14 protein-coding genes and 1 pseudogene are annotated in these 14,587 nt (G+C 72.6%); 10 read left to right on the top strand and 5 right to left on the bottom strand.

The window, feature by feature from the left end:
- Nucleotides 1-32 precede the first annotated feature (32 nt).
- Together K4G64_RS10835 and K4G64_RS10830 are read left to right on the top strand one after the other, a co-directional pair.
- On the top strand, nucleotides 33-2,198 hold the full coding sequence (locus tag K4G64_RS10835; protein WP_308122326.1) for an NHLP family bacteriocin export ABC transporter peptidase/permease/ATPase subunit: 2,166 nt from the start codon (nucleotides 33-35) through the stop codon (nucleotides 2,196-2,198).
- A 1-nt stretch (nucleotide 2,199) separates the two neighbouring features.
- On the top strand, nucleotides 2,200-5,025 hold the full coding sequence (locus K4G64_RS10830) for an NHLP bacteriocin export ABC transporter permease/ATPase subunit (RefSeq protein ID WP_221755813.1): 2,826 nt from the start codon (nucleotides 2,200-2,202) through the stop codon (nucleotides 5,023-5,025).
- A gap of 5 nt (nucleotides 5,026-5,030) precedes the next feature.
- Here K4G64_RS10830 and K4G64_RS10825 read toward each other — a convergent pair whose 3' ends face one another.
- Together K4G64_RS10825 and K4G64_RS10820 are read right to left on the bottom strand one after the other, a co-directional pair.
- On the bottom strand, nucleotides 5,031-5,558 hold the full coding sequence (locus tag K4G64_RS10825; protein WP_221755812.1) for an SRPBCC family protein: 528 nt from the start codon (nucleotides 5,556-5,558) through the stop codon (nucleotides 5,031-5,033).
- On the bottom strand, nucleotides 5,555-5,905 hold the full coding sequence (locus K4G64_RS10820) for a helix-turn-helix transcriptional regulator (protein ID WP_221755811.1): 351 nt from the start codon (nucleotides 5,903-5,905) through the stop codon (nucleotides 5,555-5,557). The genes K4G64_RS10825 and K4G64_RS10820 overlap by 4 nt, the downstream gene beginning before the upstream one ends.
- A gap of 156 nt (nucleotides 5,906-6,061) precedes the next feature.
- On the opposite strand from K4G64_RS10820, the gene K4G64_RS10815 reads away from it, so the two are divergent.
- Together K4G64_RS10815 and K4G64_RS10810 are read left to right on the top strand one after the other, a co-directional pair.
- Nucleotides 6,062-7,069: a Ppx/GppA family phosphatase gene (locus tag K4G64_RS10815; protein WP_221755810.1), complete on the top strand. Its 1,008-nt coding sequence runs from the start codon at nucleotides 6,062-6,064 to the stop codon at nucleotides 7,067-7,069.
- A 55-nt stretch (nucleotides 7,070-7,124) separates the two neighbouring features.
- Nucleotides 7,125-7,319, top strand: a complete 195-nt coding sequence (locus K4G64_RS10810) for a hypothetical protein (RefSeq protein WP_221755809.1) — start codon at nucleotides 7,125-7,127, stop codon at nucleotides 7,317-7,319.
- A 26-nt stretch (nucleotides 7,320-7,345) separates the two neighbouring features.
- Here the strand turns inward: K4G64_RS10810 and K4G64_RS40050 are convergent.
- A pseudogene (locus K4G64_RS40050) lies at nucleotides 7,346-7,557 on the bottom strand (flavodoxin family protein); the annotation flags it as partial.
- A 35-nt stretch (nucleotides 7,558-7,592) separates the two neighbouring features.
- On the opposite strand from K4G64_RS40050, the gene K4G64_RS10805 reads away from it, so the two are divergent.
- From K4G64_RS10805 to K4G64_RS10795, 3 genes are read left to right on the top strand one after another with little or no spacing between them, the layout of a single operon-like run.
- Entirely contained in the window at nucleotides 7,593-8,600 is a 1,008-nt protein-coding gene (locus K4G64_RS10805) for an iron-containing redox enzyme family protein (RefSeq protein WP_221755808.1), read from the top strand.
- A gap of 21 nt (nucleotides 8,601-8,621) precedes the next feature.
- Nucleotides 8,622-9,278 carry a HemK2/MTQ2 family protein methyltransferase gene (locus tag K4G64_RS10800; RefSeq protein ID WP_308122319.1) on the top strand — a complete coding sequence of 219 codons (657 nt, stop codon included), beginning with the start codon at nucleotides 8,622-8,624 and terminating at the stop codon, nucleotides 9,276-9,278.
- Nucleotides 9,259-9,465 (top strand): CDGSH iron-sulfur domain-containing protein, encoded by a 207-nt coding sequence (locus K4G64_RS10795; protein WP_030845123.1) that lies wholly within the window; start codon nucleotides 9,259-9,261, stop codon nucleotides 9,463-9,465. Before K4G64_RS10800 ends, K4G64_RS10795 begins: the two co-directional genes overlap by 20 nt.
- A gap of 163 nt (nucleotides 9,466-9,628) precedes the next feature.
- Here K4G64_RS10795 and K4G64_RS10790 read toward each other — a convergent pair whose 3' ends face one another.
- Complete coding sequence (locus K4G64_RS10790; protein ID WP_189587506.1) at nucleotides 9,629-10,063, bottom strand: protease inhibitor; 435 nt, start codon at nucleotides 10,061-10,063, stop codon at nucleotides 9,629-9,631.
- Nucleotides 10,064-10,389: 326 nt separating this feature from the next.
- Between K4G64_RS10790 and K4G64_RS10785 the strand changes: the two genes are divergently transcribed.
- The 3 genes from K4G64_RS10785 (at nucleotide 10,390) to K4G64_RS10775 (ending at nucleotide 12,926) form a co-directional block, all read left to right on the top strand.
- Nucleotides 10,390-10,947, top strand: coding sequence for a hypothetical protein (locus K4G64_RS10785; RefSeq protein WP_221755807.1), 558 nt, complete (start codon nucleotides 10,390-10,392; stop codon nucleotides 10,945-10,947).
- A 33-nt stretch (nucleotides 10,948-10,980) separates the two neighbouring features.
- Nucleotides 10,981-11,676, top strand: coding sequence for an alpha/beta fold hydrolase (locus tag K4G64_RS10780; protein WP_221755806.1), 696 nt, complete (start codon nucleotides 10,981-10,983; stop codon nucleotides 11,674-11,676).
- Between the two features lie 80 nt (nucleotides 11,677-11,756).
- A complete protein-coding gene (locus tag K4G64_RS10775) occupies nucleotides 11,757-12,926 on the top strand; it encodes a lactate 2-monooxygenase (RefSeq protein ID WP_221755805.1) in 1,170 nt (389 codons plus the stop codon).
- Nucleotides 12,927-12,985: 59 nt separating this feature from the next.
- Here K4G64_RS10775 and K4G64_RS10770 read toward each other — a convergent pair.
- The coding region (locus K4G64_RS10770) for an RICIN domain-containing protein (RefSeq protein ID WP_260460304.1) at nucleotides 12,986-14,587 on the bottom strand (1,602 nt) is incomplete at its 5' end.

Raw genomic sequence — 14,587 nt, 5'->3', positions numbered from 1 at the left:
GCCGGCGCCGCGCCGCCCCGCCGAAGCGCAAGGTGCCCAAGGCCCGGGCCAAGACCGTCCGCACCCCCACCGTGCTCCAGATGGAGGCCGTCGAGTGCGGCGCCGCCTCCCTGGCGATGGTGCTCGGCCACTACGGCAAGCATGTACCGCTGGAGGAACTGCGCATCGCCTGTGGTGTCTCCCGGGACGGCTCGCGCGCCAGCAACCTCCTGAAGGCGGCCCGCTCCTACGGCCTGACGGCCAAGGGCATGCAGATGGACCTGGCCGCCCTCGCCGAGGTGAAGTCGCCGGCGATCCTGTTCTGGGAGTTCAACCACTACGTCGTATACGACGGCATGGGACGGCGTTTCGGCCGCCGTGGCGTCTACATCAACGACCCCGGCAAGGGCCGCCGGTTCGTCCCCATGGAGGACTTCGACGGCAGCTTCACCGGTGTCGTCCTGGTGATGGAACCGGGTGAGGATTTCGCCAGGGGCGGCCGCAAGCCCGGCGTCCTGGGCGCGATGCCCGCCCGGCTGCGCGGCACGGCGGGCACGATGCCCGCCGCCGTCCTGGCGAGTCTGCTGCTGGTGGCGGTCGGCGCCGCGGTGCCCGCGCTGAGCCGCACCTACATCGACGAGTTCCTGATCGGCAACCAGACCTCGCTGCTCGGCGTGCTGTTCACGTCGATGGCGGCGTGCGTGCTGCTCACCGTCGTGCTGACCTGGCTGCAGCAGGCCAACCTGCTGCGCGGCCGCATCATCTCCTCCACGCTCTCCAGCGCCCGCTTCCTGCGGCATCTGCTGCGGCTTCCGGTGACGTTCTTCTCCCAGCGCAGCCCGGCCGACCTCGTGCAGCGCCTGCAGTCCAACGACGCGGTGTCCGAGACCCTGTCCCGCGACCTCGCCGCGGCGGGCGTGGACGCGATCGTGGTCGTGCTGTACGCGGTGCTGCTCTACACCTACGACCCGCAGCTGACGTTCGTCGGCATCGGCGTGGCCCTGCTGAACGTCGTCGCCATGCGGGTCGTCATCCGGCTGCGGGCGACGCGCACGGCGAAGCTGCGCGCGGACACGGCACGCCTGACCAACACCGCCTACACCGGCCTCCAGCTCATCGAGACGATGAAGGCGACCGGCGGCGAGGACGGCTACTTCCGCAAGTGGGCGGGGCAGCACGCCACCACCCTGGAGGAGCAGCAGCGGCTCGGCGTGCCGAGTGCCTGGCTGGGGGTGGTCGCGCCGACGCTCGCCACCCTCAACAGCGCGCTGATCCTGTGGATCGGCGGCATGCGGGCGGTCGAGGGGCACATCTCGGTCGGTCTGCTGGTCGCCTTCCAGGCCCTGGTCACCCGGTTCACGGCCCCGCTGACCCGGCTGAACGGCGTCGCGGGCCGCATCCAGGACTTCGCGGCGGACGTGGCCCGGCTGAAGGACGTGGAGAACTTCAAGGCCGACCCGCTCTACGGCCGCCCCGGCTCCGGCGAGTCCACGCGCCGCCTCCAGGGCCATGTCGAGCTGGAGAACATCACGTTCGGCTACAGCCCGCTCGACAAGCCCCTGCTCACCGGCTTCGACCTGACGGTCGGTCCGGGGCAGCAGGTCGCGCTGGTGGGCGGCTCGGGCAGCGGCAAGTCGACGGTGTCCCGGATGATCTCCGGGCTGTACGCGCCGTGGGAGGGCGTGATCCGCATCGACGGACAGCGCATCGACGACATCCCGCGGGGGGCGCTGGCCGCCTCGGTCTCCTTCGTCGACCAGGACGTGTTCCTCTTCGAGGGCACCGTCCGCGACAACGTGGCGCTGTGGGACCCGTCGATCCCCGACGAGGCGGTGGAGGACGCGCTGCGCGACGCCGCGCTGCTCGACGTGATCACCCGCCGCCCGGGCGGCATCCACAGCAGGGTCGAGCAGGACGGCCGCAACTTCTCCGGCGGGCAGCGCCAGCGCCTGGAGATCGCCCGGGCGCTGGTGCGCCGGCCGAGCATCCTGGTGCTCGACGAGGTGACGAGCGCGCTGGACGCGGAGACCGAGCAGATCGTGATGGACAACCTGCGCCGGCGCGGCTGCGCCTGTGTGGTGATCGCACACCGGCTGAGCACGGTGCGCGACAGCGACGAGATCGTCGTCCTGCAGCACGGCACGGTCGTGGAGCGGGGACGGCACGAGGACCTGGTGGCCCGCGGCGGCGCGTACGCGGCACTGGTCAGGGAGCGGTGACATGACGGCCGTTCACGAAGGGCACGGCGGCGACCTGGTGCTGGGCGCCTTCGGGCAGATGGGTGCGCGCATCGACTGCGCCGGGTTCAACCGCCTCGACCTCGAAGGGCCGCAGGTGCTGTGGCTGGTCGCCTCCGGCGCCGTGGATCTGTTCGCGGTCGACGCCGGGCAGCAGGGCCACTGGCACCATCTGGGCCGGCTGGAGGCGGGCTCGCTGGTGCTCGGCCCGGTACCGGGCCCGCAGCACACCCTGGTGGCCCGGCCGTTGCGGGACTGCGTGGTGCACCGCATCGGCCTGCGCGAGCTGTACCAGCCGGCCAACACGGCGACCTGGTCGTACGACGAGTACGGCAACCCGCAGTACGTGCCGCCGACGACGAGTCCGCTGGAGTACGCGCTCGCCCTCGGGGTCGGCCGCAGCCTGTCGATCCTCTTCCAGGCGCCGATGGCCACCGAGCGGGCCGCCGCGCTCACCGACGACGACGTGTTCTGGATGCAGGTGCCGCCGGGCAGCGTGCAGTACGGCTCGCTGTACGGCGCGGAGGCCGCGGCCGACCTGCTGATGGACCCCGCGCTGTGGCAGTCCATGGTCGACCAGCAGTACCGGCTGCTGACCACGCTCGACCGCTGGATCGAGCAGCTGGAGCGCACCCACGAGACGCGCACCGCCGAGGGCATCAAGGCCGGTGAGGCGGTGCGCGCCCAGGCCGACCGGACGCTGCTCGCCTCCATCGGCAAGCGCTCCTCGAAGCGCACGACCGCGGCCGACGCGGACGCCACGTACGCGGCCTGCAAGCTGGTCGGGCAGGCGGCCGGGATCCGGATCACCGAGCCGACCCAGAAGGGCACCGGCGGGGACCGTCTCGACCCGGTCGAGCAGGTCGCCCTGGCCTCCCGAGTCCGTACCCGGGCCGTACGGCTCGACGGCCGCTGGTGGCGGGACGACGTGGGGCCGCTGGTCGGTCAGCGGGCCCTGTCGGGTGCGCCGGTGGCGCTGCTGTGGCGGCGCGGCGGCTATGTGGCGGTGCATCCGTCGACCGGCCGGGAGACGCCGATCGAGAAGGCCAACGCCGAGGAGTTCGAGCCGCGCGCGGTGATGTTCTACCGTCCGCTGCCGGAGAGGCGGCTCGGTCCGCTGGGGCTGCTGCGGTTCTGCATGCGGGGCATGCGCGGTGACCTGACGGGTCTGCTGCTGAGCGGTCTGGTGACGGTGGCGATCGGCGCGCTCGTGCCGATCGCGACGGGCAAGGTGCTGGGCGAGTTCGTGCCGAAGGCACAGACGGGCCTGATCGTGCAGGTGTGTCTCGCGGTGATGCTGAGCAGTGTGGTGGCCGCGGCCTTCATGCTGTTGCAGAACCTGACGATCCTGCGGATCGAGGGCCGGATCGAGGCCACGCTCCAGCCGGCGGTGTGGGACCGGCTGCTGAGGCTGCCGACGAAGTTCTTCACCGAACGCTCAACGGGCGAACTGGCCAGCGCGGCCATGGGCATCAGCTCGATCCGCAGGCTGCTGGCGGGAGTCGGGCCGACGGTCGCCCAGTCGGTGACGATCGGCGCGATGAATCTGGGGCTGCTGTTCTGGTTCAGCGTGCCGATGGCGATGGCCGCGATCGGCATGCTCGTCGTCATCGCCGCCGTGTTCCTGGGACTGGGGTTGTGGCAGGTGCGCTGGCAGCGGCGTCTCGTGGTGCTCTCCAACAAGCTGAACAACCAGGCGTTCCAGACGCTGCGGGGCCTGCCCAAGCTGCGGGTGGCCGCCGCCGAGAACTACGCGTACGCCGCGTGGGCGTCGGAGTTCGCGCGCAGCCGGGAGCTCCAGCAGAAGGTCGGCCGCATCAAGAACCTCACGACGGTGCTGGGCGCGGTGTATCTGCCGCTGTGCACGCTGCTGATGTTCATGCTGCTGGCCGGTCCGGCCCGGGGGTCGATGTCGGCGGCGGCGTTCCTCACCTTCAACACCTCGGTGACGATGGTGCTGACCTCCGTCACGCAGCTGACGGGCTCTTTCGTCTCGGCGGTGGCCGCGCTGCCGCTGTTCGAGGAGATCAAGCCCGTGCTGGACGCGACGCCGGAGGTGCGCACGGCGAGCACCCGGCCGGGTCCGCTGACCGGGGCGATCGAGGCGCGGCGGGTGTCCTTCCGCTACTCGGACGACGGCCCGCTGGTCCTGGACGACGTGTCGTTCGAGGTGCGGCCGGGCGAGTTCGTCGCGATCGTCGGCCCGAGCGGCTGCGGAAAGTCGACGCTGCTGCGGCTGCTGATCGGCTTCGACCGGCCCGTGTCGGGCAGCGTCCTCTACGACGGGCAGGACCTGGCAGCCCTCGACCAGTCGGCGGTGCGCCGCCAGTGCGGTGTGGTGCTCCAGCACGCTCAGCCGTTCACCGGTTCGGTCCTGGACGTCATCTGCGGCACCGAGCCGTATACGCCGGAGGAGGCGATGGCGGCGGCCGAGATGGCCGGTCTCGCCGAGGACATCAAGCGGATGCCCATGGGGCTGCACACCATCGTCGCGGGCAGCGGAGCCGTCTCCGGCGGCCAGCGCCAGCGGCTGATGATCGCCCAGGCGCTGATCCGCCGGCCGCGCATCCTCTTCTTCGACGAGGCGACCAGCGCGCTCGACAACGAGACGCAGCGCACGGTCATCGAGAGCACCAAGGCCCTCAACGCCACTCGGATCGTCATCGCGCACCGGCTGTCGACCGTGCTGGACGCCGACCGGGTCGTGGTGATGGAGGAGGGCAAGGTCATCCAGCAGGGCCCGCCGGCGCAGCTGCTCGCCGACACCGGGGGCCGGCTGCACGAGCTGGTGCGGCGTCAGATGGCGTGAGCCGGTCAGTCCAGTCCGGGCACCGGCGCGCCGGAGGGCACCCCCGCCGCGACATAGGCGGCGTAGAGCTCCTTCCAGGGCGCGTCGGCCCCGGCGTGCGGACCGGCGGTCTCCTCGCCGCGCGCCCTGGCGTCGAGCGCGGCCAGGCACACCTCCCAGCCGGCGCCGTTGCGGGCGGCGCTGTCCCGGGCGTCGAGGACGTTGGTGAGCGTGAGGCGGGTGCTCTTCTCGCCGGCTTCCTCCAGGTCGAAGCGGAGTTCGTCCCCGCCCCACTCGAACGCCAGGTGATGGGGCGGGTCGACGGCGAGGACCCGGCCGGTGGAGTCCTCCATGTGCGGGTCACCGCCGAACCGGACGGTGCCGCCGGGGCGCAGCTCGATCTCGGCGCGGGAGGGGAACCAGCGCTCCAGCTCGTCCGCGTCGGTGACGAACTGCCAGACGCGGTCCACGGGATGGTCGTAGAGGCGGCTGAAGCGGACGGCGGGACGGCCGTCGTCCAGGGTCAGATAGGTGCCGGTGAGGTCGGCGGTCATGGCGGATCAGTCCTTCGGTGGGGTGGTTCGGGGGCGTCCGGCGTCTCGTCGAGGCGGCGGCCCAGCGTGTCGAGGCTCTTGTTCCAGAGCGCGCGATAAGGGGCGAGCCAGGCGTCCAGGGCGGCGATCGGGGCGGGGTCGAGGGAGTGGACACGGCGCTGCGCGTCCTGCCGCACCCGGACCAGGCCCGCCTCGCGCAGCACCTTGAGGTGCTTGGAGGTGCTCGGCTGGCTCAGTCCGCACGCCTCGACGATCTCACCGACGGACCTTGGCCGCTCCAGGAGCAGCGCGACGATGGCCCGCCGGTGGGGATCGGCGAGCGCGGTCCAGAGGGCGGCGTCGGACATGAGTCCAATATGCCTCTGCCGTTATATGCGCGTCAAGGAATACAAGCGGGTCACTGCTCGTTCCCGCGCTCCCCGCTCAGGGCCCGCCGGTGGCGTGTCCGCGGCGTTGCCGCGCGCGGCCTGTTGGCGGGCCCCGTGAGTGGGTACCCACCGCCCATGCGGATCAGCGTGGTGGATGTGGGATCGAACACGGTCAGACTCGTGGTCGCGGACGCGGCGGACGGAGTGCCGCTGCCCGTGCACACCGCCAAGTGGCGGCTGAGGCTGTCCGAGCAGGTCACACCGGGGGGACCCGTCCCGGAGCAGGCCGTGGAGCAACTCGTCGACGCGGTGGCCGAGGCGAGCAGGACCGCCACCCGGTGGGGTGCGGCCGGCCCGCCGGCGTTCGCGACCGCCGTGGTGCGCAACGCGCCGAACCGGCAGGAGGTGCTGCGCACCGTCCGCGCCCGTACGGGCGTCGACCTGTGCACCCTGCCGGGCGAGGTCGAGGCCGAACTGACGTTTCTCGGGGCGCGGCGCTGGATGGGCTGGCGGTCGGGGCCACTCGCCCTGCTCGACATCGGCGGCGGCACCCTCGAAGTCGCCTTCGGGCGCGGGCGGTTGCCCGACTTCGTGGCGTCGCTGCCGCTGGGCGCGCGGCGGTTGACGCACGAGTTCTTCGCGGACGAGGACCCGCCGTCGCCGGAGCGGGTGCGGGCACTGCGCCGCAAGGTCCGCCATCAACTGCGGGACGTCGCGGCGCGGATCCGCTGGGAGGGGCCGCGCACCGCGGTCGCCACCTCCCGCACCTTCCAGCAGCTCGGTCGGCTGTGCGGCGCCGCACCCGGACGCCACGGCCCGTTCGTGGACCGGCAGTTGCACCGCTCCGAGCTGCGGGAGGCGATCACCCGGCTGGCCGCCCTGCCCGCCGCGGAACGCGCGCACCTGCCCGGCATCTCCGCCCCGCGCGCCGCACAGAGCCTGGCGGGAGCGGTGGTCGGACACACCGCGCTGAAGCTGACCGGCATCAAGGCCGTCACGGTCTGTCCCTGGGCGATCCGCGAGGGCGTGCTGCTGCGCCACATCGAGGACGGCCCCTCCTGGTGGGCGGAGGTCACCCGCCGCAGCTTGGAGGCCGCTCCTCCCGACCCGGTGCCGCTGCGGATCGCCGCCGCCTCCGGCTGACCGGCCGAGCCCGTCACGGGGCTGTACCGAACGCAGGAACAGGAAGGAGACCCCCATGTCCCAGCACAAGGATCACCGCGACGACCAGCACGGCAAGCCGCCCGAGACGGCGCTCGAAGAGGTGCTGCGCGAGGTCGAGGACGCCGAGAACCGCACCCGCGACTCCGCGGAGGAGCGCCGCCACCGGGGCGAGGCCGGGGAGGCCATCACCCCCAATCCGCGTGCGCAGGAGGAGTCCGAGGGGGACTGAGGAGGACTGAGGAGGACCGGGCCGGGCTACTGGGGTGGCGGCCCGAGCGGTCGCGCCGCCGGGGCGCGCGCCACACCCAGTAGGTTGGCCGCCATGGCCCGCCCGGTCGAGCGCGACCAGTCGTGGCCCCGCTCGGCGTCGAGGAAGCTCGGCCCGGGGCCGGCCCCTGGTTCCCGTACGTCCACGCCTGGCCGGGGATCGTGTACCCGATGTCCTCCAGGCCGCCGGTGATCTCGTTGGGGTGCCCGGTCGCCGGGCGGGTACCCGGTGCGCATGGAGCACGAAGGACCACGACTGCCGACCCCGCGCGGCCCGCTGAGCAGGGGTGTCGACGCGTATCTGCGGGGCACGGGCCGCCTGCCCCGCCTCGAGGAGGTCGCCCGCGCCGAGGTGTACGGCGACGACCTCCAGCTCGCCCTGTACCTCTGCTACGAGCTGCACTACCGCGGCTTCGCGGAGGTCCCCGCCGAGCGTGAGTGGGATCCCGGCCTGTTGCGCGTCCGCGCGGCCATGGAGCAGCGCTTCCTGTCCGCGCTGCGCGCCGACGCCCACGTCCACGAGAGCGTGGAGGAGGCGCTGGCCGGCCTGCTGGTCGAGCCCGTCGAGGGCACCGGTGTGTCCCACTTCCTGCGCACCGAAGGCGAACTGTGGCAGGTGCGCGAGTACGCGGCCCAGCGCTCCCTGTACCACCTGAAGGAGGCGGATCCGCATGCCTGGGTGCTGCCGCGGCTGTGGGGCCGGGCGAAGGCGGGGATGGCCGCGGTGGAGTTCGACGAGTGGGGCGGCGGCCGGGCGGAGCGCGTGCACGCGGCCCTGTTCGCCGACCTGATGACGGATCTGGGCCTGGACACCACGTACGGCCGCTATCTCGACGCCGCGTCCGCCGAGGCCCTGGTCACCGTGAACATGATGTCCCTGTTCGGGCTGCACCGGGCCCTCAGGGGCGCCCTGGTCGGGCACTTCGCGACGGTCGAGATCACCTCGTCACCGGGGTCGCGGCGGCTCGCCGAGGCGATGCGCCGCACGGGCGCCGGACCCGCGGCCGAGCACTTCTACGACGAGCACGTCGAAGCCGACGCGGTCCACGAGCAGGTGGTGCGTCACGACGTCATCGGCGGACTGCTGGAGCAGGAGCCGCAGCTCGCCTCCGACGTCGCCTTCGGCATCGACGCCACCGAGTTCGTCGAGGAGCGCCTCGGCGCCCGGCTGCTCACCGACTGGCGTGCGTCACGTTCGTCACTTCGTACACCGCTTGCCCGGGAAGCAGCTCATATCTCCTGATTACCGGGGTACTCGACGTCCGTGATTGCACTGGTACCCCCGGGCGTGTACGCCCCGCAGGAGGACACCGAGCTGCTCGCCGGTGCCCTGTTCGACGAGCCGCTGCCTCCGGGTGCGGAGGTCCTCGACGTGGGCACCGGCAGCGGCGCGCTGGCCCTGGAGGCCGCGCGCCGGGGCGGCCGTGTGACCGCCGTGGACGTGTCCTGGAGCGCCGTGTGGGCCGCGCGGCTGAACGCCCGGCTCGCGGGGCTCCCGGTCCACATCCGGCACGGGAACCTTTTCGAACCCGTGCACGGAGAAACGTTCGATCTGATCCTGGCCAACCCGCCGTACGTGCCGGCGCCGGACGGTCGTCGCAGGCCGCCGCGGGGCGCGGCCCGGGCCTGGGACGCGGGCGGCGACGGACGGATGGTCGTCGACCGCATCTGCCGGGAGGCGCCCGGCCTGCTGCGGCCGGGCGGGGTGCTGCTGCTCGTGCAGTCGGCGCTCAGCGGCCCGGACCTGACGATCGGGCAGTTGCGCGCGGCCGGTCTGAAGGCCGCGGTGACCCGTCGGCGCCGGATCGCCCTCGGGCCCGTGCTGCGCGGCCGGGAACGCTGGCTGCGGGAGCGGGGGCTGCTGTCCGCCGACGACGACAAGGAAGAGCTGGTGGTCGTCCGTGCCGAACTCCCCGTCTGACCGGCCTGCCGCGCCGCGCCGCGTCACCGTCCAGCGCAAGGGCCCGCTGCTGATGGAGGGCCCGGTGGAGGTGGAGCTCGAGGACGGTTCCGTCGTCAGCTCCGACCGCTTCCGCGTCGCCCTGTGCACCTGCCGCCGCAGCCGGCGCTACCCGTGGTGCGACACGAGCCATCGCGACCGGGCGTGAGGCCCCGGGCGCGGTAACGCCCAGAGGCCGGCGGGCGGCCCCACTCCGCCCGCCGGCCCCCTCGCACGAGATCGCGACTTCCGTGACAACGGCCCGGCTCCCCAGCCACGGCCCGTTGCGCTTCACGGATTCAGCGCGATCCCGGTCTGTGGGTCCAGCCCTCTCAGAAGGAGAAGACTCCCGTTCCGTAGGCGTTCTTCATGCAGTCGTTGGAGAAGGTGCGCTCGTAGGAGACGCGCTTTCCCTGCCAGACGCCGTCCACGGTGACGACCACCGGGTCGTACTGCTTGGTGCACATCACACCGTCCCTCGCGGTCAGGGCGTCGAAGTCCCCGCCGACGCCCCGTAGTTCCGCGCAGGCCGAGCCGGCCGCCGGGTGCGTGCCGGCCGCCGTCGGGGCACAGGTCAGGGTGACCGCGCGTTCCGGAGTCGCTGCGATCGCGCTCTCGCCGTGGCCCACCGTCAGGACGAGGGCCGACGGGGCGTAGAGCGCGGTGGGGGCCTGACCCGGGGTGGCGAGCGCGGCCCCGGTGAGGGGTCCGCAGACGGCGGTGGCCGTCATGCCGAGGATCATGGCCCAGCGCGCGGTGTTCCGCATTGTGTGCATCCTTCCGCTTCGATTACGGGGTGTGCCGGTCCGTGCTCGGTCGGTGCCCGGAGCGGCGAGCGCGAGTCTGCCGAGTCCGCCGCGGAAACACACATCGACCCCACGGGTTTCAGTAACCTTGCGTGTTGAATCAGTGGCGTGAAGTTACGGAATGCGCGCGGGTGAAGCCCGTAACTGCGCGGTCTCCGGGGTCATGAAGCGGCCAGATGGCCGATTCCCGTGCGTTCGTTAATAGGCCTGAAACATTCCGATTCCGCTCTCGGCCGACTGCTTTGCGACCCCTTGTGTTCATGGACCGGTCGAGTAATCGTCATTACATGATTACGAATGAGCAGCGAGAGAAACTCCGCGGCTGGTTCGCCGGCCGCCTGCCCGACGACCTCTTCGAGGAGCTGACCGAGATCACGGTCGACCGCGAGGAGATCACCGTCATCGGCCGCATCCCCGCGCCCAGGCTGGCCGGGGACGCCCCGGCCACCGAGCGGGAGGCGGCCCTGGAGAGCCGGGTGCAGGAATTCCGGGAGCGCACCCGCGAGGACCGCATGGCCGTGGCCCGGGACGCCGAGCACCGGTTCGGGCGGAAGGTGTCCTGGGGCGTGGAGTGCGGCGGGCGGCGCACCCTCTTCACGCACGTGGCCGCGCCGGTCATGACGCGGCTGCGCCAGCCGGAGCGCCAGGTCCTCGACACCCTGATCGCCGGCGGCGTCGCGCGCAGCCGCAGCGACGCGCTGGCCTGGTGCGTGCGCCTGGTCCAGCGTCATACGGACGACTGGCTCGCAGAGTTGCGCGAGTCCCTGGAACACGTGCAGCGCGTCAGGGCCCAGGGCCCGGACTCCGAGCCGGACCCCGCACCGCACGCGGACGAGGAGGAGTGATCCGTTGTCGGACCCCTCGGCTACCTTGCCCGCATGACCGACTTCGTACTGGTGGCAGGGGCGTGGCTCGGGGCGTGGGCATGGGACGAGGTGGCAGCGGAGCTGCGCGGCGCCGGGCATGACGTCCATGCGCTGACGCTGTCGGGCCTCGCCGAGAGACGGGACGCACGGCCGGCCGGACAGCAGGCGCACGTCCGGGACATCGTCGAGGAGGTGGAGCGACTGGGTCTGCGGGACGTCGTCCTGGTCGGGCACAGCTACGCGGGCGTTCCGGTCGGGCAGGCCGCCGAGCGGATCGGCGACCGGCTGCGGCGCGTGGTGTTCGTGGACGCGAACGTGCCCGTGGACGGGGAGTCGTTCCTGTCGGGCTGGCCCAGCGAGCACGTACGGCGGACGATCGACGAACAGGGCGGGTACTGGCCGCCACTCGCCCCCGAGGAGTACGCGGGGCAGGGGCTGACGGACGAGCAGATCGCCCGGATCGTGGGCGCGACCCCGCACCCGGGTGCCACGCTCACCGAACCGGCCGTCCTCGACCGCCCCTTGGGCGAACTGCCGGCGACGTACGTGAAGTGCCTCCTGGACGGCGACGAGCCGATGCCGGCGGTGGCCGCGCTGCTCGGGAGCGACAGCTGGGAGCTGGTGGAGCTGGACACCGGGCACTGGCCGATGTTCTCGCAGCCGGGCGCACTGGCCCGTGTGCTGCGCGAGGCGGCGGCCCGCCCCTGATCCACCGGAGCGCATACCGCTCGGTATCGTCGCCCCCACGGCACGGTCTCGACGAGGAGACGACGAGAGGCGGGGCGTACGTGGGCAAGCACTGGGCGGACTTCCAGTACGAGATCTATCTGAACGGGATGACGGGTGCCGTTCCACGGCTGCCCACCGATCTGACCCGGCTGGAGGAGCTCACCGAGCAGCGGCTGGGGCCCGGCCCGGTCGGCTATGTGGCGGGCAGCGCGGGCGACGGCAGTACGGCCCGCGCCAACCGGGCGGCCCTGGAGCGCCGCAGGATCGTGCCGCGCATGCTGCGCGACGTGCACGAGCGGGATCTGTCCGTGGAGGTCCTGGGCCGCGCCCTACCGGCCCCCCTCGCGCTGGCCCCGGTCGGCGTGCTGTCGATCATGCACCCGGACGCCGAGTCGGCGGCGGCCCGGGCCGCCGCCGCCCAGGGCGTGCCGTACATCCTGTCGTCCGCGTCCAGCACGCCCATGGAGCAGGTCGCCGAGGCGATGGGTGACGCCGAGCGCTGGTTCCAGCTGTACTGGCCGAAGGACCCGGAGGTGGCCCGCAGTTTCCTGAACCGGGCGAAGGCGGCCGGGTTCACCGCCCTGGTGGTCACCCTGGACACGCCGCTGTTGTCGTGGCGGCCGCGCGATCTCGACCAGGCGTACCTGCCGTTCCTGCACGGGGTCGGCACGGCCAACTACTTCTCGGACCCGGCGTTCCGAGCAGGCCTGGCCAAGCCGGTGCACGAGGATCCGAACGCGGCCGTGATGCATTTCGTCGGGATGTTCTCCGACCCTGCCAAGAGCTGGCCGGATCTGGCGTTCCTGCGGGAGAACTGGGACGGCCCGATCGTCCTCAAGGGCGTCCTGCACCCGGACGACGCGCGGCTGGCCGCCGACGCCGGCATGGAGGGCGTGGTCGTCTCCAACCACGGCGGCCGGCAGGTGGCCGGCTCCGTCGCGGCGGCCGACGCGCTCCCCCGCGTGGCGGAGGCGGTGGGCGACCGGCTCACCGTCCTCTTCGACAGCGGTGTCCGCACCGGCGACGACATCGTCAAGGCGCTCGCCCTCGGCGCCCGCGCGGTCCTCGTCGGCCGCCCGTACGTCTACGGCCTCGGCCTCGACGGGCAGTCCGGTGTCGAGCACGTCATCCGCTGCCTGCTCGCCGAACTCGACCTCACGCTCGCCCTCTCGGGGCACGCGACACCGGGCTCCGTCGGCCCGGCCGACCTCGTCGAGGATCCGGCCTGACGGGTGGGCTGCGCGGCTCGCCGGCCGCGCAGCTCCCGGTCAGGCCCCGGTGCCCCGCGTCACGGTGCCGGGCCGTCGGTGACCGTCACCTGGCGGGCCGACGGGTCGTCCTGCTCCTCGATCGACAGGGAGCCCTCCGTGGTCGGCAGGGGCTCCGACTGCCAGCGCTGGTCCTCGGAGGTGCGATCGCGGACCTTGACGACGACATCGGCGTCCGGGTCGTCGTCGGCCGGGGCGAGGGCGAGCTGCTCGTCCCAGCGGGGCAGCAACTCACCCTGCACGGTGAGGTCGTAGCGCACGTCGTCGCCCCGCTCGGCATCCTCGTCGGCGCAGGTGCCGAGGACGACGACACCGGCGTCCTTGTGGGAGTCCAGGCAGAGCCCGGGATCGGCGACGCTGCGCAGGAGCCCGTCGTCCTCGTACGTCCACTGCTGGGTCCACACCGCCGAGCAGGGGGCCAGCTTCGTAGCGGCGCCCTCCTTCGGCAGGTCCCGGATGTCGAGGCACAGGTCTGCACCGGTGTTGCGCAGCCGGGTCACGCCCTGGGTCATGGGAAGCCCGGCGGTGCCCGGTGGGGTCACCGATGCGGAGCCCTTGGCGCCGGCGGCGCTGTGGGAGCCGGCCGGGTCGGCCTCGCCGCCGTCGTAGGGCTGCGCGCTGATGATGAGCACCGTCGCCAGTACCCCGGCCGAGACCGCGCCGACGCCCGAGAGCAGTGCCCGCGACGACCGCATCGCCTCCGGCATCCGGGCGGGCACCGGGAGCCGCGACAGCAGCCCGTGCCGCCCGCCGCTGCGCCGTCCGCCGCCGCGCCGGCCCGCACGGGCACCCCGGGTGCCGTGCGACGCGCGCCCCGGGCGTGAGTCGAGGTAGCGGCGGGCGCCCCAGCCGAGCACCGCCTCGGCGATCAACGACCCCAGCGGGCCCTCGAAATGGCTCAGTTGTTCCGCCGCGTTGCGGCAGTAGCGGCACTCGTCCAGATGCTCCTGGACGTCCGGCAGCAGTGCGCCGCCGCGGCGGATCGGGACGTCGAGGAGGCGGTTGTAGAACCGGCAATCGTGGGTCGGCGCGAGTTCGCGATGGGCGCGAACGCAGCCTTCACGGAATTTGTCCCGCGCCTGTTCGAGGGCCGCCGACGCGATGTCGGTGTCCATCCCCAGCAGTCCGGCCGGGACGCTTAAAGGATCTGCCTCGACCTCGACATGCCACAGCAAACAGCGCGAGGCCGCGGGAAGTGCCTGGAATGCCCGCTCCGCGAGGATGCGATTTTCGGGCGTCATGGACGTCGCGGCGCGCAGCCCGCGCCCTCCGGCCGGTTTCTGCAGCGCGGGCAGAACGGCCGATATTCGATCGTCGCCGGACCACTCGCGGATCGTGTCGCGCACGGTCACCAGAAGGACCGGGCGCAGCGCGACGGCGGTCTCGCCGAAGGCGAGGCGGTTGAGGGTCCGGTGGAAGGCGGTCCCGGTCACCATCGCGGCCACCTGCGCCGACGAGGCGAGGCAGATGACCGCGTAGTCGTGCACCGGCTGGTAGTGCCGCGCCATCAGCAGCGCGACGGAATGGGCGGCGACCTCACCCTCCGGGCTGCCTCTCAGCGGTGCGGCGAGTGATTCATCGGATTCCCCGGGATCCCCGCCGGGCGGGGGATACGGGGGACG

This window comes from Streptomyces sp. WAC04114 (genome assembly GCF_019733245.1).
In the GTDB taxonomy this organism is placed as follows: Bacteria; Actinomycetota; Actinomycetes; order Streptomycetales; family Streptomycetaceae; genus Streptomyces; species Streptomyces massasporeus_A.
This window is presented reverse-complemented; position numbering and strand designations above follow the sequence as displayed.

What these genes read in the sequence shown, in the direction of transcription:
- K4G64_RS10830 (WP_221755813.1), top strand. Translation starts at nt 2,200, where the DNA reads ATGACGGCCGTTCACGAAGGGCACGGCGGCGACCTGGTGCTGGGCGCC.
- K4G64_RS10780 (WP_221755806.1), top strand. Translation starts at nt 10,981, where the DNA reads ATGACCGACTTCGTACTGGTGGCAGGGGCGTGGCTCGGGGCGTGGGCA.
- K4G64_RS10785 (WP_221755807.1), top strand. Translation starts at nt 10,390, where the DNA reads ATGATTACGAATGAGCAGCGAGAGAAACTCCGCGGCTGGTTCGCCGGC.
- K4G64_RS10805 (WP_221755808.1), top strand. Translation starts at nt 7,593, where the DNA reads ATGGAGCACGAAGGACCACGACTGCCGACCCCGCGCGGCCCGCTGAGC.
- K4G64_RS10810 (WP_221755809.1), top strand. Translation starts at nt 7,125, where the DNA reads ATGTCCCAGCACAAGGATCACCGCGACGACCAGCACGGCAAGCCGCCC.
- K4G64_RS10825 (WP_221755812.1), bottom strand. Translation starts at nt 5,558, where the DNA reads ATGACCGCCGACCTCACCGGCACCTATCTGACCCTGGACGACGGCCGT.
- K4G64_RS10815 (WP_221755810.1), top strand. Translation starts at nt 6,062, where the DNA reads ATGCGGATCAGCGTGGTGGATGTGGGATCGAACACGGTCAGACTCGTG.
- K4G64_RS10820 (WP_221755811.1), bottom strand. Translation starts at nt 5,905, where the DNA reads ATGTCCGACGCCGCCCTCTGGACCGCGCTCGCCGATCCCCACCGGCGG.
- K4G64_RS10790 (WP_189587506.1), bottom strand. Translation starts at nt 10,063, where the DNA reads ATGCGGAACACCGCGCGCTGGGCCATGATCCTCGGCATGACGGCCACC.